19 protein-coding genes are annotated in these 18,649 nt (G+C 46.9%); all 19 read left to right on the plus strand.

What is annotated here, in order from left to right; all coding sequences use genetic code 11:
- The first annotated feature begins 293 nt into the window (after positions 1-293).
- The 19 genes from WFI24_RS12780 (at position 294) to trmD (ending at position 18,473) form a co-directional block, all read left to right on the plus strand.
- Complete coding sequence (locus WFI24_RS12780; protein WP_336761203.1) at positions 294-800, plus strand: YceD family protein; 507 nt, start codon at positions 294-296, stop codon at positions 798-800.
- A gap of 189 nt (positions 801-989) precedes the next feature.
- Positions 990-1,163: a 50S ribosomal protein L32 gene (gene rpmF, locus WFI24_RS12785; RefSeq protein ID WP_017689233.1), complete on the plus strand. Its 174-nt coding sequence runs from the start codon at positions 990-992 to the stop codon at positions 1,161-1,163.
- 372 nt (positions 1,164-1,535) lie between these two features.
- Positions 1,536-2,084, plus strand: coding sequence for a transcription factor FapR (fapR, locus tag WFI24_RS12790; RefSeq protein ID WP_336761280.1), 549 nt, complete (start codon positions 1,536-1,538; stop codon positions 2,082-2,084).
- Positions 2,081-3,076 (plus strand): phosphate acyltransferase PlsX, encoded by a 996-nt coding sequence (gene plsX, locus WFI24_RS12795; RefSeq protein WP_336761209.1) that lies wholly within the window; start codon positions 2,081-2,083, stop codon positions 3,074-3,076. The genes fapR and plsX overlap by 4 nt, the downstream gene beginning before the upstream one ends.
- Positions 3,077-3,084: 8 nt before the next feature.
- On the plus strand, positions 3,085-4,074 hold the full coding sequence (locus WFI24_RS12800) for a beta-ketoacyl-ACP synthase III (RefSeq protein ID WP_336761211.1): 990 nt from the start codon (positions 3,085-3,087) through the stop codon (positions 4,072-4,074).
- 25 nt (positions 4,075-4,099) lie between these two features.
- Entirely contained in the window at positions 4,100-5,041 is a 942-nt protein-coding gene (fabD, locus tag WFI24_RS12805) for an ACP S-malonyltransferase (RefSeq protein WP_336761213.1), read from the plus strand.
- 248 nt (positions 5,042-5,289) lie between these two features.
- Positions 5,290-6,039 carry a 3-oxoacyl-[acyl-carrier-protein] reductase gene (gene fabG / locus WFI24_RS12810; RefSeq protein WP_017689228.1) on the plus strand — a complete coding sequence of 250 codons (750 nt, stop codon included), beginning with the start codon at positions 5,290-5,292 and terminating at the stop codon, positions 6,037-6,039.
- A gap of 152 nt (positions 6,040-6,191) precedes the next feature.
- Positions 6,192-6,425 (plus strand): acyl carrier protein, encoded by a 234-nt coding sequence (gene acpP, locus WFI24_RS12815; protein WP_024630176.1) that lies wholly within the window; start codon positions 6,192-6,194, stop codon positions 6,423-6,425.
- A 177-nt stretch (positions 6,426-6,602) separates the two neighbouring features.
- Positions 6,603-7,841, plus strand: coding sequence for a beta-ketoacyl-ACP synthase II (gene fabF / locus WFI24_RS12820; protein WP_145318998.1), 1,239 nt, complete (start codon positions 6,603-6,605; stop codon positions 7,839-7,841).
- Between the two features lie 13 nt (positions 7,842-7,854).
- On the plus strand, positions 7,855-8,553 hold the full coding sequence (gene rnc, locus WFI24_RS12825; protein WP_145318996.1) for a ribonuclease III: 699 nt from the start codon (positions 7,855-7,857) through the stop codon (positions 8,551-8,553).
- A gap of 224 nt (positions 8,554-8,777) precedes the next feature.
- Positions 8,778-12,347, plus strand: a complete 3,570-nt coding sequence (gene smc / locus WFI24_RS12830; RefSeq protein ID WP_336761224.1) for a chromosome segregation protein SMC — start codon at positions 8,778-8,780, stop codon at positions 12,345-12,347.
- 108 nt (positions 12,348-12,455) lie between these two features.
- Positions 12,456-13,469 carry a signal recognition particle-docking protein FtsY gene (gene ftsY / locus WFI24_RS12835; protein ID WP_091031943.1) on the plus strand — a complete coding sequence of 338 codons (1,014 nt, stop codon included), beginning with the start codon at positions 12,456-12,458 and terminating at the stop codon, positions 13,467-13,469.
- 147 nt (positions 13,470-13,616) lie between these two features.
- Entirely contained in the window at positions 13,617-14,264 is a 648-nt protein-coding gene (gene trhA / locus WFI24_RS12840) for a PAQR family membrane homeostasis protein TrhA (RefSeq protein ID WP_336761227.1), read from the plus strand.
- A gap of 262 nt (positions 14,265-14,526) precedes the next feature.
- Positions 14,527-14,877, plus strand: coding sequence for a YlxM family DNA-binding protein (ylxM, locus tag WFI24_RS12845; RefSeq protein WP_017689221.1), 351 nt, complete (start codon positions 14,527-14,529; stop codon positions 14,875-14,877).
- Between the two features lie 63 nt (positions 14,878-14,940).
- Positions 14,941-16,317 carry a signal recognition particle protein gene (gene ffh, locus WFI24_RS12850; protein ID WP_062833767.1) on the plus strand — a complete coding sequence of 459 codons (1,377 nt, stop codon included), beginning with the start codon at positions 14,941-14,943 and terminating at the stop codon, positions 16,315-16,317.
- A 53-nt stretch (positions 16,318-16,370) separates the two neighbouring features.
- Entirely contained in the window at positions 16,371-16,643 is a 273-nt protein-coding gene (gene rpsP, locus WFI24_RS12855; RefSeq protein WP_017689219.1) for a 30S ribosomal protein S16, read from the plus strand.
- Positions 16,644-16,666: 23 nt separating this feature from the next.
- Complete coding sequence (locus WFI24_RS12860) at positions 16,667-16,897, plus strand: KH domain-containing protein (protein ID WP_017689218.1); 231 nt, start codon at positions 16,667-16,669, stop codon at positions 16,895-16,897.
- A gap of 294 nt (positions 16,898-17,191) precedes the next feature.
- Positions 17,192-17,704, plus strand: coding sequence for a ribosome maturation factor RimM (gene rimM, locus WFI24_RS12865; protein ID WP_336761230.1), 513 nt, complete (start codon positions 17,192-17,194; stop codon positions 17,702-17,704).
- A 1-nt stretch (position 17,705) separates the two neighbouring features.
- The gene (gene trmD / locus WFI24_RS12870) at positions 17,706-18,473 is read left to right on the plus strand and encodes a tRNA (guanosine(37)-N1)-methyltransferase TrmD (protein ID WP_336761232.1); all 768 of its coding nucleotides are present in this window, start codon (positions 17,706-17,708) and stop codon (positions 18,471-18,473) included.
- The last annotated feature ends 176 nt before the right edge of the window (positions 18,474-18,649 follow it).

An 18,649-nucleotide genomic window follows, 5' to 3' on the forward strand; every position in this document is an offset into this window, starting at 1 on the left:
AATGACGACTTGTAGTTTATCTTCAAGTGAGTCTATAATAGACCAGATGGAGTAAATGGCTGTGTGGTCAGTGTTTTTAAAAAGGGTGTAAAGTTAAAAGTGTTGACAAACGTCTTGAAAAATCGGTATAATGATTTTTGTTTGTTAAGTCAATTTCATAATACTTTTAACGATGAAGCGTCAGAATACATACAGTCAGGATTTACTGCTTTACAAAAGAAGGCTTGGACTGTATAACTGTCGTGATACGTTTGATACGAATTATGAAATTGGTTTCGTTTGGAGTGATGGAAATGTTAATGCCATTTCGCAAAGTGGCTACCAGTGATGGCCCGCTGAAGTTTAACGAACAGTGGGATATCAAGGAACTGGTTTCTAACCGACAAGATATCACAGCCGTTACCCCGCTGACTGCGGATTTATCTGCAGAATTCAGAGAAGGTGACGTTGTGGATGTTCATGGCAAGTTGACCGTAGGAGTGGACATGTTGTGCTCCCGTTGTCTCAAGCCGATCAATGAACATTTTCATATTGATTTTCATGAGCAATTCAAGCAGGGAAAACAGCCAGAGGACTTACACGAAGACGATGATACGCTCTATGTGGATGGAGATGCCGTTGATCTGAAGGGTTATGCCGAGGAAGCTTTTCTGCTGGATCTTCCGTTTATACCGCTATGTAGCGATACATGCAAAGGGTTATGCCCCAAGTGTGGCCATGAGCTGAACGAAGGTGACTGCGGTTGTGATAACCAGGTTATCGATCCGCGGCTTGCAGGGCTCAAGGATTTTTTTAAATGAGCATGATTGAAAATCGAACATTGTAACAACGCGGTATTTTGCATAAATCAAAAGAGCGACTTTCAATCAGCAAAATATTGGATCGAAATGGTTCAGTTCGTCCATATTTTGTTCCCGTAAGCGTATAGATCGAATTATGCAAAATACTAACTACCTGCAAAGGTTGATTTTGATAAGGAGGTGGGAATAATGGCAGTACCTCAACGGAGAACGTCCAAGACGCGTCGCGACAAACGTCGCACTCACTTTAAATTGGCTGTACCGGGCATGGTGAAATGTGAACAATGTGGCGAACTTAAACTTAGTCACCACGTGTGCAAAGTGTGCGGAACGTACAAAGCAAGAGAGATCATCTCTCAATAATAGTTGGACATTAAGTAGCACTTCATTTCGATGAGGTGCTACTTTTTTTGGATTAGAGGGTGGCTATAGAGCGAGTTGGCAGGCATGAAATCCGTGCTTCACAGGGGTGGATTGTTTTTGTTAGGCCAGCCTTTCTTTTTGACACGGGATGAGATATACTATAGTTTAGTACCAGGTTCTAAGATTTGACGTTACATATGAATGAACCATGATCTGTTTGAGAACGACCCTGGTGACCAGGGATGCAACTATAGAAGCAACAGGATAGAATGGTTGAACTGGCCGGATGGGACGGTTCCGTAAACGATACAGCGGGGGGTGTCAGGCATCGAACGTGTACCGAAGAGACAGAGGCAACAGCAGTTAACCAAAATGATAGAAGAAAACCCGTTTGTGACGGATCAGGAACTTACGCGCCAATTGAAGGTGAGTATTCAGACGATTCGTCTGGACAGGCTGGAACTTGGAATACCCGAACTTCGGGAGCGGATGAAACTGATGGCAGAGCGCTCGTATGATCAGGTACGCTCGCTGCCCCTGCATGAGATCATCGGTGATATTGTAGACTTGCAGCTGGACAAGAGCGGGATTTCTCTGTTTGAGATTAAGGAAGAACACGTGTTTTCAAGAACAGGTATTGCACGTGGACACTATGTCTTTGCACAGGCTAACTCTTTGGCTGTAGCGATCATTAATGACGAGATCGCGTTGACTGCATCAGCAGACATTCGTTTTGTCCGTTCGGTTCATTTGGGAGAGAAATGTATTGCGAAGGCTTATGTGAGATCGATTCCGGGTCAAAAGGGCAAAGCCAAAGTGGAAGTATTCACTTATGTAGGTGAGGAAATGGTGTTTCAAGGCAACTTTGTAATCTACCATTCAGGTGGAGAAGACATCGGAGAAGGAGGTCATTTGGAATGAAAATCGTCATTGATGCCATGGGAGGCGACAATGCACCTGCATCAACGGTTGAAGGTGCGATTGCCGCAGCCACGGAATGGGCGGATACACAGATCGTCCTGATCGGCGATGAAGCCAAGCTGGAACCTCTTTTGAGTCAGTCAGGTGTGAGACCTGCCAATCTGACGGTCCGGCATGCTTCCGAAGTTATTGGTTCGGATGATGAGCCGGTACGAGCGGTGCGTCGCAAGAAGGATGCCTCCATGGTGGTAGCAGGCCGCATGCTAAAAGAGGGCGAAGCGGACGCGATGATCTCTGCAGGCAATACTGGAGCGTTGATGACAGCGGGTTTGCTTGTTGTAGGTCGCATGGAAGGTATTGAACGTCCGGCGCTTGCGCCCATGATTCCAACGATTGATGATGTGGGTGTACTTGCGCTTGATCTCGGAGCAAATATGGATGCCAAACCAGAGCATCTTGCACAATATGGCCTAATGGGCAGTTTGTATCGGCAGAAAGTACAGGGCATAGAATCCCCAAGAGTGGGCTTGCTCAATGTAGGAACAGAGCCAGGTAAGGGAAATGAGTTGACCAAACATGCGTATCCTTTACTGGAACAACTCCCAATTCGATTTGTCGGTAATGTAGAGGCTCGTGATGTGCTGACGGGTGCTTGTGATGTGCTTGTATGTGACGGTTTTGCAGGGAATATACTGCTGAAATCGCTGGAAGGCACAGCAGGTGCCATTTTCGCCTTGCTTAAGGAACAATTCTCGTCTTCCCTCAAAAGTAAACTGGCCGCGGCTGTACTAATGCCTGAGCTGCGTGGATTGAAACGGAAGCTGGATTATACAGAGCATGGCGGAGCACCGCTCCTCGGTTTGAGCAGACTGGTTGTGAAAAGTCATGGATCTGCTGATGGCAATGCCATCAAAAATGCTGTACGCCAAGCTCGGATTGCAGTACAGAACCAGCTGGTAGAGAGCATATCTAAGGAAATTAGCGGGAAGTGAGTGACGACATGAATAATTTGCGCCCAGTAGGGGTTATTGGTACAGGGAAATATGTGCCTGAGAAAATTTTGACGAATAGTGACCTGGAGAAAATGGTCGACACCAATGACGAGTGGATCGTCAGTCGTACAGGAATCAAAGAGCGTCATATCGCTGCACCCGATCAGGCAACTTCCGATCTGGCATACGAAGCGGCTATTAAAGCCCTTGAATCTGCAGGAATGACAGGCAGTGATCTTGATCTGATTATCGTTGCAACCATTACTCCGGATTCTTCGTTCCCATCGACAGCCTGTATCTTGCAGGACAAACTGGGTGCAAAAGGTGCGGCGGCATTCGATTTGTCGGCTGCATGTTCCGGATTTGTATACGGTTTGGCGAGTGCTACGAGCTTCATCCAAAGCGGGATGTACAACAATGCACTTGTAATTGGTGCGGACTGCTTGTCTCGTATTACGGATTATACAGACCGTAACACATGTGTCCTCTTTGGTGATGGAGCAGGCGCAGTGGTGGTTGGTGAAGTACCAGAAGGTCGTGGATTCAAAGCATTCGATCTCGGCGCCGAAGGTGCTGGCGGTAGTCTTCTTCAGATGGAAGGCGGCGGTTCCCGTTTGCCTGCTACCGCAGAGACCGTTGAAAATAAAAAGCATTACATTTACATGAACGGTCGTGAAGTATTCAAATTTGCGGTGCGTGTTATGGGAACGGCTACGATTGAGGTATTGCGCAAGGCTGGTATGGAGCGCACGGATGTGGATCTGTTTGTTCCTCACCAAGCGAATATTCGGATTATTCAATCTGCGATGCAGCGACTTGAACTTCCTGAAGAGAAAGTTGTTGTTAACGTGGACAAGTATGCAAACACATCGGCAGCTTCGATTCCGCTTGCTCTGGTTGAAGCAGCAGAGGAAGGTCGCATGAAAGCCGGAGATACCGTCCTGATGGTTGGATTCGGTGGCGGTCTGACATGGGGGGCATCCGTACTCGTTTGGTAAAATTGACAGCTGGGAGATGAATGAAATGGGTAAGATAGCATTTGTATTTCCCGGACAGGGATCACAGGCTGTAGGCATGGCCAAGGACGCGTATGAGTCCTTGCCTGCGGCAACCGAGATTTTTCGCACAGCAGATGAAACGCTGGGTTTCTCGCTGAGCAGCCTAATATTTGAAGGACCGGAGACCGAGTTGAAACAGACATCAAATACACAACCGGCTCTGTTGACAGCAAGTATTGCCTTGCTTGAAGCTTTCAAGGAAAAAGGAATTCAGCCTGACTATACGGCTGGACACAGTCTGGGAGAATACAGTGCACTGGTGGCAGCGGGCGTTCTTTCGTTTGCTGATGCAGTGAGCATTGTACGGGCACGTGGTCAGTATATGGAACAGGCTGTTCCGGGTGGACAAGGAGCTATGGCTGCTGTGTTGGGTGCGGATCGGGAAGCGCTGGGGGTGCTTTGCCGTGACGTATCTGAAAGTGGTCATTCAGTTGAACTTGCGAACATTAATTGTCCGGGACAAATTGTCATTTCTGGTGTGAAGGAAGGCGTAGCTGCAGTTTCGGAACGAGTAAAAGAAGCGGGCGGTAAACGCGCCATTCTACTTGAAGTGAGTGGACCTTTCCACTCTTCATTGATGAAGGGTGCAGCTGAGAAGCTGGAAGAGAAACTGAAAACCGTCACGTTCTCACCGGCAACGGTCCCTGTAGTCGCTAATGTGACTGCAAGACCTGCAGAGAATGGACAAGTTCAGGATTTGTTAACAGCTCAGGTCTATTCTCCTGTATTATGGGAAGACAGTGTGACATGGCTTATTGAGCAAGGCGTGGATACGTTCATCGAGATTGGATCTGGCAGTGTCTTGACCGGTTTGATTAAAAAAACAGATAAAACCGTAAAACTGTACAATGTGAACAGTCTTGAAACGCTCGAAGCAACGGCAAGTGAATTAGAAGGAGTTATATGAGTTAAACTAAACTTTTTACACGAGAACGGAGAGGACAGAAAAAACCTGAAGAAGCGGAGCGTTCGCCTAAAAGCTTTCTGAAAGAAAGCTACATCGGAAGCATACGCTATCACCGGATTTTCCCTTTAGTAAAGGGAATCAAAAAATCTGGGGATAACAGCGATCGGAAGGTTATTCTGTCGTCGGAGTGGCAAGTGTAAACATTCTTTGGTTGAACTGATATAGATTTGGGGAAAGGAGGAATGATTATGTCTAAACCATTAGAAGGTAAAAATGCACTCGTTACCGGGGCTTCCCGGGGCATTGGGCGCAGTATTGCACTGGCACTGGCTGAGGCTGGAGCGAACGTAGCCGTGAATTATGCGGGGAGTCAAGCGGCAGCTGAGGAAGTAGCGGAAGCGATTCGTGCCAAAGGAGTCAAGGCAATTACGCTCCAAGCCAATGTTGGCCTGATGGATGAAGCTGAACAAATGGTCAAAGCTACACTCGAAGCATGGGGCAATGTTGATATTCTGGTGAACAATGCCGGGATTACCCGTGATAATCTGATCATGCGTATGAAAGAGGAAGAATTCGATCAGGTTATTGAAACCAATCTCAAAGGTGTGTTTAACTGCCTTAAGGCGGTTACACGTCCAATGATGAAACAACGGTCGGGAAGAATTATCAATATCTCCTCGGTTGTAGGTGTGCTTGGCAATGCTGGACAAGCAAACTATGTTGCTGCCAAGGCAGGAGTCATTGGTCTAACGAAGGCATCCGCTCGTGAACTGGCTTCCCGCGGAATCACAGTCAACTGTGTTGCACCAGGTTTCATCGAGACGGATATGACAAAAGAGTTGTCTCAGGAGCTGGTGGACGGTATGCTGAGTGGTATTCCGTTGTCCCGTTTGGGTCAGCCGGATGAAATTGCCGGTGTAGTCACTTTCCTGGCTTCACAGGCTTCATCTTATATGACAGGGCAGACGCTGCATGTCGATGGTGGCATGTACATGTAATTCTTCCCGGACTTGAACAATAGTCGGGGAACAGGCGCTGGACGATCCGAAATGCCGGAAAAAGGCCGGGTTCCCCGGCCGGGAGCCGCATATGTCTTCTATGGCATTTTGCCTGCGATTCTCGTATAATACCAAAGAAGGAGGTGAACCGGATGTCCGATGTATTGGAGCGTGTAAAACGCATCGTCGTCGACCGCTTGGGCGCAGACGAAGCTGAAGTTACACTTGAAGCATCTTTCAAAGAAGATTTGGGTGCTGATTCTTTGGATGTAGTGGAATTGGTCATGGAATTGGAAGATGAATTTGATTTGGAAATCTCTGATGAAGATGCAGAAAAAATCACGACCGTAGGTGAAGTTGTAAACTACATACAATCTCATACCTAAAGTCATTTTTAGTCCCGCACATGTTTTCGAACAGGCGGGACTTCTCATCATTCATTGGTTTTTCTCATTCCGCAAGCAGCTCTACTCAAGCAGGCCTATCTTGGTTGAATAGATGCCTGTTTGCGGATATTCCCACAAAATACTTGCGTAATGCAGTCGATATAGAGGTGACTCGGTTTGAAACAAAGAGTAGTAATTACCGGAATGGGCGTAATGACATCGCTCGGAAAAGATTTGGAAACGTTCTGGGGCAGTTTAATGGCAGGAAAGTCCGGAATTTCTCAGATTGAGGCGTTTGATGTTAGTGAATACACGACACAGATTGCAGCCGAGATCAAGGATTTCAACCCGGAAGAATATATGGATCGCAAGGATGCTCGCAAAATGGACCGTTTTGTACAGTTCGCTGTGGCAGCCGGCTTCAAAGCCGTTGAAGACAGTGGTCTGAAAATCAACGAGAACATTGATGCAGAGCGCTTCGGTGTATCCATTGGATCAGGTATTGGTGGATTGGGTACGTGGGAGGACCAACATAATGCATTGCTGCAAAAAGGTCCAAAACGCGTAAGCCCATTCTTCATTCCCATGATGATCTCCAACATGGCTTCAGGCCAAATGTCTATTTCTCTTGGTGCCAAAGGGCCTAACATTAACGTTGTTACCGCTTGTGCAACAGGTACACACTCCATCGGAGATTCCTTCAAGCTGATTGCCAATGGTGATGCAGATGCCATGATCTGTGGTGGTGCGGAAGCAACAATCAGACCAACAGGTCTTGCAGGGTTCTGTGCTATGCGCGCAATGTCTACACGTAATGATGATCCTGCGAAGTCGAGTCGTCCTTTTGATACGGGACGTGATGGTTTTGTTATGGGCGAAGGCGCTGGCGTTCTGATTCTGGAATCACTGGAGCATGCTCAAAAACGTGGTGCACGTATCTATGGCGAAGTGATCGGTTACGGTCTGACTGGCGATGCACATCATATGACAGAACCAGATCCGGACGGAGCAGCACGTTGCATGAAGATGGCACTTCGCAATGCGGGCATTGAGCCTGAAGAAGTGGATTACATCAATGCACACGGAACTTCGACGCCTGTAGGCGACAGATCTGAAACACTTGCGATCAAAAAGGCGTTTGGTGATCATGCGTACAAGCTCGCAGTAAGTTCTACTAAATCTATGACGGGCCACATGCTTGGCGCTGCTGGTGGTGTAGAAGCGGTTATCTGCGGATTGTCACTGACACATCAGACACTGGCTCCAACGATTAACCTGGAAAATCAGGATCCGGAATGTGATCTGGATTATGTACCTAATGTCCCACGCCAAACCAAAGTTAATATTGCCATGTCCAATTCATTTGGATTCGGCGGTCACAATGCCACCATTATTCTCAAAAAATTTGAAGCATAAGGGGCTAGTTCGTTTGAGTGAAGATCTGAAGCAGTTACAACACAAACTTCAAATCAAATTTGACAACAGGCAGCTTTTAAAACAAGCGTTTACCCATGCTTCTTATGTAAACGAACACCGGTTCAGTCAGCATCAGGACAACGAGCGTCTGGAGTTTCTGGGCGATGCCGTGCTGGAACTGACTGTATCGGAATACTTGTATCATTTGTATCCTAACCGTCCGGAAGGTGAATTAACTAAGTTGCGGGCATCCATTGTCTGTGAGCCTTCCCTCGTCAAATTTGCTGAAGCGTTGGGTTTTGGGCAGTATGTACTTCTTGGTAAAGGTGAGGAACTGACTGGAGGACGGACACGGCCGGCTCTACTTGCGGATGTGTTTGAATCTTTCATTGGTGCATTGTATCTGGATCAGGGGCTTGCGCCTGTCCGGACTTTTCTCGACCAGCATGTCTTTCCGTTAATTGTTTTGGGCAGCAAGCTGCAAATGAGCGATTATAAAACGGAACTGCAGGAACTCACTCAGCATCACAATATGGGAGCTTTGGAATACCGTATCGTTGAGGAACGGGGACCTGCCCATGAACGTGAGTTTGTCTCAGAGGTCCATATGGGTCAAGAACGGCTTGGCAGAGGTACAGGGCGTTCCAAGAAGGAAGCGGAACAACAGGCTGCATCTGCAGCACTTGATCGACTGAAGCTTCCGGAAGCCTGAGCTTAACCGATAGCGCATAGACAAACGAAGAGCAAAGAGCAGCCCGCGGGTCCGCCCCGGCGGAAGTAATCGGCCGGACTGCTTTTTGCTCTTTTTTTTGTAAAGAGGCTCAGGAGAAGGTTACCTGATCGTTAACTAAATAAGTTGAACCTTTTTTAGTTCAATTTATTTAGGCGCTTGAATGCAATACATGAAATTTGCAAGAGGAGGTGACGAGAAACCCTATGTTTTTAAAACGGATTGAATTGGGTGGATTCAAGTCATTCGCCGACAAAACGGAGATGGAATTCGTTCGTGGCATTACGGCTGTTGTAGGTCCGAACGGAAGTGGAAAGAGTAACATATCGGACGGGATTCGCTGGGTTCTGGGGGAACAAAGTGCCAAGTCGCTGCGTGGTGGCAAGATGGAAGATATCATCTTTGCAGGCAGTGACGCACGGAAGGCCGTCAATTTCGGTGAAGTTTCGTTAACGCTTGATAACGAAGATCATGCACTTGCATTGGATTTTGGTGAAGTGACGGTGACTCGTCGTGTACATCGCAGCGGAGATAGTGAGTATTTTATCAACAAACAATCTTGTCGTTTGAAGGATATCACGGAGTTGTTTATGGATACCGGCATTGGTAAAGAAGCCTACTCGATTATTGGACAGGGTCGAATCGAAGAAATTCTGAGTACCCGTTCAGAGGATCGCAGGGGCATTTTTGAAGAGGCTTCAGGTATCGTTAAATATAAATCCCGCAAACGGGATGCTACGCGCAAACTGGATGAGACAGAACAGAATTTACTGCGTATTCATGATCTCGTGACCGAGCTGGAAGATCAGATTGGTCCCTTAAAGGAACAATCGGAGAAAGCGATCCACTATAAGGAACTTCGTTCACAGCTCAAATCGCAGGAGATCTCGATGTATGTGTATCAGATCGAACAGATTCATTCGTCCTGGAGCAAGGCGAATGAGCGACTGCAATCGCTAAAACAGGAAGAGGTTGGACTCGCAGCGATTGTTTCTACGCATGATGCCAAGCTGGAAAATGATCGGAATGCGCTGCGTATTCTGGAAACAGAGACAGAGCAACTGCAAGCTGCTTTATTGCAATTTAGTGAAGCGACGGAGAAAAGCGAAGGGCTTGGGGAGTTGCTCAAGGAGCGCTCACACCATCTGCAAACGAATCAGGAGCAGCTCAAAGTAACGCTTGCCGCCAGTGAAGAGAGACATCGCGAACGGGAAACCGAGTTGCTTGCACTGCGTGAGAAGTTTGGCAAACTTGAGCATGAACTGAGTGATGTGAGAAATCAGCTGTCTCAGGAAGAAGCCAAACTCATCGGTGTCACAGGTGGTATTAGTCAACAGCAAGAAGAAAGCCTCAAAGGCAACTTGCTGGAACTCATGAATCAGATGGCTCAGACACGAAATGAAATTCGTTACGTGGACCAACAAAAAGAAACGTTGGAGCGCAGAATGAATCGCGCGGCTGAGGAATCGGGCAAATGGGAAGATCAGAAAGAGTCACTGGAAAGTCGCAAAGCGGACATTGAGAAAAAAGTCGTTCGTTTGGGCAAGGAAATAAGTGATCTACGTGGTGGTTATATTACGGAAAGCGAACGACTCCAGTCGCTGCAGAAGCTGTTGGAAGAAAGTCGGGGCACAGTCCGTAAATGGGAACAGAAGCGTGAAGCTCAGGTCTCCCGCCGCGATACGATGAAAGAGATGCAGGATGATTTTGACGGATTCATGCTGGGTGTCAAAGAGGTTCTCAAGGCTTCACGCAAAGGCACACTACACGGTGTTCATGGGGCCGTAGCTGAACTCGTCAAAGTTCCAGAGAAGATCGAACTTGCCGTAGAGACAGCGATGGGTGCATCCTTGCAGCATGTGGTCATGGAAAATGAATCAGTTTCCAGACAGGCGATCGCTTTTCTGAAGCAACGTCAATTAGGGCGTGCAACGTTCCTGCCTCTGGATGTCATTCGTCCACGTGCTATTGGGGCCGCTGAACGTTCCATGATCGAAGGCATGGAGGGCTTTGTAGGAATTGGTGCTGATCTCGTACAATTCGAATCCAAGTATGCTTCAATCATTGGCAGTTTGCTCGGCAACGTTATTATTGCCGAAACGCTAGAGGTCGCCAATAAAATTGCGGCTCGCTGTCAGTATCGGTTCCGGGTCGTGACACTTGAAGGCGACGTGGTCAATGCGGGTGGTTCCATGACGGGTGGTAGCCAGCATAAGAAAAATGTGAGTCTGCTCAGTCGGAAACGGCAGCTGGACCAGCTTGACCAGGATATTTTGGATACGGAAAATCAGATCGTGAAACTGCATCGCAGTGTGGATGATGTAAAAGTTCAACTGGAGCAGTGTCAGGACAAACTGGACGAGCTTCGTCAGTCTGGTGACGATACCCGAAATGCGGAACAACAGGCTTCGATGGAGATGAAGCAGGTAGAGCATGAGCTTCGCCACGTGCTTGAACAGGTTGCTGTTGCCGGGCAGGAGAAGAGCGGATTTACCGAAGAGATCAAAGAGTTGGATACGGCTCGCATCGTTGCTGTGAAGAAGTTGGAGCAGCTTGAAGAGGAAGAGAAAGCGACTCATCGTGCCATTCATGCAGCTGAGTTTGCTCGTAAAGCGAATGAATCCGCGAAAGAAGAATTGCAGAGCCAACTCACCGAATTGAAAGTACGGGAAGGCAAGCTCGATCAGGAGCGATTCTCCAATGGGGAACAATTGCGACGTCTGGAGCGGGAAGTGGAGTCGCTGGTGAAAGATCTTCGTCAGAATCGCACGTTGCTGGCTTCGATGGAAGCAGATCTCAAGAAAACACAGACCGAGAGTGTCAAGCAGATTGAAGATCTGAACCAGTACAAGCTGAAAAAAGCGGAAGCTTCCCAGGAGCTGGACTTCAAACGTGCTGCCCGAAGTGAGTTGTCGAAAAAGCTTGAGCTTGCCGAGAGCGAAACAAAGGAACAGCGTACGCAGTTAAAAGCTGTGGAAGAACAGATGCGACAGACGGAAATTTCCGTGAACCGGCTGGATGTTGAGCTGGAAAATATACTGCGAAAGCTGACGGATGAATACGAACTGGGCTATGAACTGGCCAAAGAGCGTTATCCTGTGCCGGAAGATGTGGAGCATACACAGGCAGAGGTACAGAAGCTGAAGCGCAGTATTTCCGCCCTGGGTGATGTTAACCTGGGAGCGATTGAGGAGTTTCAGCGAGTCAATGAGCGATACGAGTTCCTGAGTGAACAGAAGAATGACCTGGTGGAAGCTAAAACAACGTTGTATCAGGTTATTCGGGAAATGGAAGACGAGATGGCGAAGCGATTCAAGATCACGTTTGATGCGATCCGCCGTGAGTTCGGTACCGTGTTTACCAAGTTATTTGGCGGGGGACGTGCTGACCTTGTTCTGATGGACCCTGAACGTTTGCTCGACACGGGGATAGATATTGTGGCTCAGCCACCAGGCAAGAAACTGCAAAACCTGCAACTGTTATCCGGCGGGGAGCGGGCTTTGACCGCGATGGCTTTATTATTTGCTATTCTGCATGTCAAACCTGTACCATTCTGTGTACTGGATGAAGTTGAGGCAGCTTTGGACGAAGCCAACGTGGTACGTTTTGCCCAGTATTTACGTGAGTTTTCCGAACAAACCCAGTTCATTGTCGTTACCCATCGTAAAGGTACAATGGAAGAAGCAGATGTGCTGTACGGTGTTACCATGGAAGAGGGCGGAGTATCCAAGCTCGTTTCGGTTAAATTGGAAGATGAGGAAGCTGTAATTGCCTGATCTGATCCAAATCTGCGAGACAAATGAACTCATTATAATCATTGAAGATCATTCAGATTGAGCATTTTTGCAAAAGCGCTTAGATTATGTACACGATGGAGGGGCTTTATGAGTTTTTTTAAAAAGCTGAGAGACAGCATTGCAAGCAAAACGGAGTCGGTCACCAAACAGTTCAAGGATGGATTGGAAAAGACACGTAAAGGGCTAGTGGAAAAAGTGTCGGATCTCGTAATCCGCCGCAAAAAAATCGATGAAGAGTTCTATGAAGAACTGGAAGAGATTTTGATCGGAGCAGACGTTGGCGTGAATACAGTCATGAATCTGATCGAAGACCTGCGCGTTGAGGTGAAAAAACGCAAAATCGAGGACGCGGCTGAGTTGCAGCCTGTATTGTCCGAGAAACTGACGGATCTTCTTCGCGGTGAACAGAATAACGAATTGAAAATGAATCCGGATGGCATTACCGTCATTTTGTTCGTTGGCGTTAATGGTGTTGGTAAAACAACAACGATTGGCAAGCTGGCACATCGATTTAAACAGCAAGGTAAAAAAGTCATCATGGCAGCTGGAGATACGTTCCGTGCGGGAGCTATTGAACAGCTGGAAGTATGGGGACAACGTGCTGGTGTTGACGTGATCAAGCAGCAATCCGGCTCTGATCCAGCGGCTGTTATGTATGATGCGGTGCAGGCAGCGAAGCAACGGGGTGCAGATGTTCTGCTTTGTGATACAGCAGGTCGTCTGCAAAATAAATCGAACCTGATGGACGAGCTTAACAAGATCTATCGTGTCATTCAGCGTGAAATTCCGGATGCTCCGCATGAAGTACTGATGGTACTGGATGCAACAACAGGTCAAAATGCCTTGAATCAGGCCAAACTTTTTGGTGAGAAAAGCGGCGTGACTGGTCTGGTACTGACGAAACTGGATGGTACAGCCAAAGGGGGAATCGTTGTTGCGATTCGTCAGGAGCTGGACTTGCCTGTGAAGCTCGTAGGACTGGGTGAGAAGATTGATGATCTGCAGCCGTTTGATTCGGAGCAATTTGTGCACGCCTTGTTCGCCGGATTGATCCAGGAACAGCCAGCCGAAAGTGCTGAGGAAGAGGAAGCTAATTCCTAGAACCATTATTAATTAGGATAAATGAATAGCGTTATGCGCAATTGCCAGTGATAGACGTGATAAGTGTCACGTGTAATGTCACTGGCAATACGTGTATAATGGAGGAATAAAGCAGGCAATGCTAAAGGGCTAGAAAGGACGGTTGAAATGGCCAATACCTATACCTATTCCCGCCGTGAAGAAGTCGCCAATGCGGTGACACATGGAATCGGCGCTGCACTCAGTGTAGCTGCACTGGTGATATTGATTGTATTTTCAAGTATGAAAGGCACGGCGTGGCATGTGGTCAGTTTTACGATCTACGGGATCACCATGCTACTGCTCTATACGAGCTCCACACTCGTGCATGCATGGAAAGATGGAAAAGTGAAAGATTTATTTGAGATTTTCGACCATTCTTCCATTTATTTGTTTATAGCCGGATCATATACTCCGCTTTTGTTTATTGCTGTTCGCGGTACACTTGGATGGACCCTGTTCGGTATAATCTGGGGAATCGCATTATTCGGCGTGATCTTTAAGGCGTTTTTTACGAAAAAGTTTCTATTCATGTCCACGATTTTCTATATTGCGATGGGCTGGCTCATCGTTATTGCCTGGCAACCGCTTATGGCTGCCATTCCTACAGGCGGAATTGTGCTGCTGGTTGCTGGCGGACTGATGTATACACTGGGTACGCTTTTTTATATGTGGCGTGGATTTCCATACCACCACGCAATTTGGCATCTCTTTGTGCTAGCAGGCAGTATTCTTCATTTCTTTATGGTACTGCTGTACCTGACACCGCTTCGCTAGATCATCTTAAACGAATGCATCTCCACTCGCTGAGACGCATTCGTTTTTCTTCTACATAGAGGTGGAACGTAGAGGTACAGATCGGGGGTTTATTGCTATGAAAAAGGGCAGAAATCACCTGTTTAGTATCGAAATGGGACGTCATCAGAGCTGTTTTTATTGTGACAAGTATTTTTGCTTGACAACCTGATTTGTTTTAGGTATTATTAGGAACGTTGCAAGAGTGTAAAGTGTTTTTCCTTGACGAAGGGAGTGCCCCGATGTGAGTCAAGAAAATCGGCTTGAGAAGACAAACCGGATTAACTTGCTGTTTGCTTTTTATGAATTGTTACTTACCGAGAAACAGCAGACTTTTCTAAAGTATTACTTTCATGACGATTTCTCACTTGGTGAAATTGCAGCCGAGTTTGAGATCAGCCGCCAGGCGGTATACGAGCATATCAAGCGTGCCGAACAAGTGCTGGAAAATTACGAAAGCAAGCTGGGCTTGCTAGAAAAGCATGAACGGCGTAATCGCAATCTTGAAGATTTGCAAAATGCATTGGAACGCGCAGGCGTCTCCATTGATAACAACAAACAAATACACGATATCGTTGCCCAGCTTAGTGAATGAGAAGTTGGCTGAGTGGAACGTATCGGTCTTGAAAACAGTATTAAAGCTTAAGGAGGTGGGATCATGGCATTTGAAGGATTAACGACCCGATTACAGAATGTGTTCAGCAAGCTGCGCGGCAAAGGCAAGGTGTCTGATGAAGATGTAGCCGAGGCTATGCGCGAGGTACGTCTGGCATTGCTCGAAGCGGATGTAAACTTCAAAGTGGTCAAGGAATTCATCGCCAAGGTGAAAGAGAAGGCTGTCGGTAAAGAAGTGATGGAGAGCTTCACGCCAGGAATGGTCATCATCGACATCGTTAACAAGGAACTCACGGATTTGATGGGTGGAAGCCAGGCGAAACTGGCTAAAGCGAACAAACCGCCTACGGTGCTGATGATGGTTGGTTTGCAGGGTGCTGGTAAAACAACCACATCGGGTAAACTGGCTAAAATGCTGCAAAAGCAAAACAGCAGACCATTGCTTGTTGCAGGAGATATTTATCGTCCAGCGGCGATCAAACAGTTGCAAGTACTTGGCGAGCAGATCAAAGCGCCGGTATTCACACTGGGAGATCAGACAAGCCCTGTGGAGATCGCACGTCAAGGTCTTCAACATGCGAAGGATAACGGTAATGACTATGTTATTATCGATACAGCTGGACGTCTGCATGTTGATGAAGAACTGATGGAAGAACTTCGCCAGATTCACAGCGTAGTGAATCCGGATGAAGTACTGCTTGTCGTAGACAGCATGACAGGTCAGGATGCGGTTAACGTAGCAGAACACTTTAACCAGCAGCTTAATCTGACCGGGGTTGTCCTGACAAAGCTGGATGGAGATACTCGTGGTGGTGCTGCGCTTTCCGTCAAAGCCGTTACGGGTTGCCCAATCAAGTTTGCTTCTCTTGGAGAGAAACTTGACGCTTTGGAGCCATTCCATCCAGAACGTATGGCTTCACGGATTCTCGGTATGGGTGATATGTTATCTCTGATTGAGAAAGCACAATTAAACATTGATACCGATAAAGCCAAGGAAATGGAACGGAAGATGCGTAATGCAGAATTCACGTTTGAAGATTTCCTGGAGCAGATGGATCAAGTGAAAAAGCTGGGACCAATCGACCAGATCATGGATATGATTCCCGGCATGGGCAAGATGAAACAAGCCAAGGATCTGAAGGTTGATGATAAACAGATGGGCCGGATCGAAGCGATCGTCTACTCTATGACGACCGAAGAGAAACGTAACCCTGACATGATCAACCATAGTCGCCGGAAGCGTATTGCTACCGGAAGCGGAACATCTCTGGCCGAAGTAAATCGTCTGATCAAGCAATTTGATGAGATGCGCCGCATGATGAAACAGTTCTCGGATATGATGGGACCTAAAGGCGGTAAAAATAAAGCGATGAAGCAGCTTAAAGGTATGGGTAAAGGAATGAAGTTTCCTTTCCGTTGATTTAAGCGAAGCTGGATCATATACAGATTTCATTGAAGGAGGTGAATTTTCAAATGGCAGTTCGTATTCGTCTGAAACGTATGGGTGCTCACAAAGCTCCTTTCTACCGCGTAGTGGTATCGGATTCCCGTTCCCCACGTGACGGTCGTTTTATCGAGGAGATCGGTTACTACAACCCGGTTGAACAACCGGCTGTTGTTAAGATCGATGAAGATAAAGCATTGGCATGGCTTCAAAACGGTGCACAAGCATCTGACACTGTCCGCAACTTGCTTAGCAAAGCGGGCGTGATGAAGAAGTTCCACGAGTCTAAATTATCTAAATAAAGTGCTGATTCGGAGGGTCATCTATGGAAGAATTAGTAAGCATAATTGCTAAGGCTTTAGTCGATCATCCGGAAGATGTGACGGTTCGGACGGTTGAGAAAGACCGGCTTGTCGTTTATGAGTTAACCGTTCATCCTGACGATGTCGGGAAGGTAATTGGTAAACAAGGGCGAATCGCAAAATCTCTTCGCACGGTCGTCACATCAGCAGCAGTTAAGATGGATAAACGGGTTACCGTTGATATCATATCTTAAAGATATACGAAAGGGGGTTAGGATGCATGTCCTAGCCCCTTTTCGTGCATGCTGAACTTAATACGTTGGATTAGATATAGAATTAAAATATAAGAGTGACTTCGGAGCAGTGCAGGGGACAGGATCGATTCTGGAGAAGCGTTAACGTTCGCCTTTATCACCTCATTTTCACCTTTTAAAGTAAGTTCAAAAAATGAAGGGGTAACAGCGATCGAAAGAACGAACCGTCGCCGGAACGACCGTACGAGAGTCGAAGTATCTGTTTAGTTTGATTTAATTTCGTAGGAGGAACGTATGGCAGAGTTTATGAATGTAGGTAAAATCGTCAATACGCATGGAATTCGCGGTGAGGTGAGAGTCATGCCTTTAACCGATTTCCCGGAAGTGCGTTTCGCGAAAAATGCAGAGTTGTTTTTCTTTACACCAGATAATCATCCAGTCATGGTTAACGTGGAATCTTCACGTTTGCATAAAAATATGTATATTCTTCGTCTGAAAGAGTACGGCAATATTAATGAAGTAGAAAAGTTTAAAGGCGGCATGGCCAAAGTGTTAAAAGAGAACCTGGCTGAGCTGGACGAAGGTGAATACTACTTTCATCAAATTGTTGGGTGTTCGGTCATCACCGAAGAGGGTGAAACGCTTGGAACCATCTCTGAGATTTTGACTCCAGGTGCCAATGATGTGTGGGTTGTTAAAACGCCAGCAGGCAAAGAAGTGCTGATTCCCGTTATTGATGATGTAGTACTTGATGTAGACATCGAACAGAAGCAAGTGAAGATTCACCTGATGGAAGGGCTGCTGTAACATGAAAGTGGATGTATTAACGCTATTCCCGGAGATGTTTGACGGTGTGTTCGGAGCAAGCATTCTGGGTAAAGCCCAAACGAAGGGTCTCGTATCCCTCGGTGCAACCAACTTCCGTAATTATGCGACCAATAAACACAATACGGTCGATGATGCTCCATACGGCGGAGGCGGAGGCATGGTGCTGAAACCAGATCCGATCTTTGCTGCTGTTGAAGATGTGCTGGAGCAACGCGGAGAAGCCGCCGCAACCATGAAAGCTCCACGTGTCATTCTAATGTGTCCGCAAGGTGAGACGTTTACACAGAAAAAGGCAGAAGAACTTGTACAGGAAGATCATCTGATTTTTATATGTGGACATTATGAAGGTTACGATGAGCGGATTCGCGAATTTCTCGTGACGGATGAACTATCTATTGGTGATTATGTACTCACTGGTGGGGAGTTGCCTGCTATGGTTGCGATCGACAGCATCGTACGTCTTATCCCCGGAGTGCTTGGCAATGAGACAAGTGCCGTGACGGATTCCTTCAGCACTGGACTTCTCGAATATCCACACTATACACGCCCACCCGAGTTTAGGGGCATGAAAGTACCGGATATGCTGTTGTCGGGACATCATCTGAACATTGAGGCATGGCGCAGAGAACAGTCGTTGCTTCGTACGCTGGAGCGCAGACCGGAGATGTTGGAAACGGCCGATTTAACGGATAAAGAGCGAACTTGGTTAAAAAAGGTACGTTCAAATCGTAAAAATAGTACAGAGTAAGTATATGTATCGTTGAACACGTAAATATATCTTTTTAGAGAGTTCGAAAAGGCCAACCTTGATACTGAAGTGCTCCCTGTCAAGTAGACAGACTAAAAAAACAAAATCATTAGTATTCAATATCCCCTCGGTTATATTGAGGGGATTATTTTCTTAATTAAACTGCTCGTCGATAT

The sequence above is a fragment of the Paenibacillus sp. USHLN196 genome (assembly GCF_037144955.1).
Classification (GTDB): Bacteria; Bacillota; Bacilli; order Paenibacillales; family Paenibacillaceae; genus Paenibacillus; species Paenibacillus xylanexedens_C.

What these genes read in the sequence shown, in the direction of transcription:
- trhA (WP_336761227.1), top strand. Translation starts at nt 13,617, where the DNA reads ATGGCCAATACCTATACCTATTCCCGCCGTGAAGAAGTCGCCAATGCG.
- WFI24_RS12780 (WP_336761203.1), top strand. Translation starts at nt 294, where the DNA reads ATGTTAATGCCATTTCGCAAAGTGGCTACCAGTGATGGCCCGCTGAAG.
- rpsP (WP_017689219.1), top strand. Translation starts at nt 16,371, where the DNA reads ATGGCAGTTCGTATTCGTCTGAAACGTATGGGTGCTCACAAAGCTCCT.
- ftsY (WP_091031943.1), top strand. Translation starts at nt 12,456, where the DNA reads ATGAGTTTTTTTAAAAAGCTGAGAGACAGCATTGCAAGCAAAACGGAG.
- fapR (WP_336761280.1), top strand. Translation starts at nt 1,536, where the DNA reads ATGATAGAAGAAAACCCGTTTGTGACGGATCAGGAACTTACGCGCCAA.
- fabD (WP_336761213.1), top strand. Translation starts at nt 4,100, where the DNA reads ATGGGTAAGATAGCATTTGTATTTCCCGGACAGGGATCACAGGCTGTA.
- ffh (WP_062833767.1), top strand. Translation starts at nt 14,941, where the DNA reads ATGGCATTTGAAGGATTAACGACCCGATTACAGAATGTGTTCAGCAAG.
- plsX (WP_336761209.1), top strand. Translation starts at nt 2,081, where the DNA reads ATGAAAATCGTCATTGATGCCATGGGAGGCGACAATGCACCTGCATCA.
- WFI24_RS12800 (WP_336761211.1), top strand. Translation starts at nt 3,085, where the DNA reads ATGAATAATTTGCGCCCAGTAGGGGTTATTGGTACAGGGAAATATGTG.
- WFI24_RS12860 (WP_017689218.1), top strand. Translation starts at nt 16,667, where the DNA reads ATGGAAGAATTAGTAAGCATAATTGCTAAGGCTTTAGTCGATCATCCG.
- trmD (WP_336761232.1), top strand. Translation starts at nt 17,706, where the DNA reads ATGAAAGTGGATGTATTAACGCTATTCCCGGAGATGTTTGACGGTGTG.
- fabG (WP_017689228.1), top strand. Translation starts at nt 5,290, where the DNA reads ATGTCTAAACCATTAGAAGGTAAAAATGCACTCGTTACCGGGGCTTCC.
- smc (WP_336761224.1), top strand. Translation starts at nt 8,778, where the DNA reads ATGTTTTTAAAACGGATTGAATTGGGTGGATTCAAGTCATTCGCCGAC.
- rimM (WP_336761230.1), top strand. Translation starts at nt 17,192, where the DNA reads ATGGCAGAGTTTATGAATGTAGGTAAAATCGTCAATACGCATGGAATT.
- acpP (WP_024630176.1), top strand. Translation starts at nt 6,192, where the DNA reads ATGTCCGATGTATTGGAGCGTGTAAAACGCATCGTCGTCGACCGCTTG.
- rpmF (WP_017689233.1), top strand. Translation starts at nt 990, where the DNA reads ATGGCAGTACCTCAACGGAGAACGTCCAAGACGCGTCGCGACAAACGT.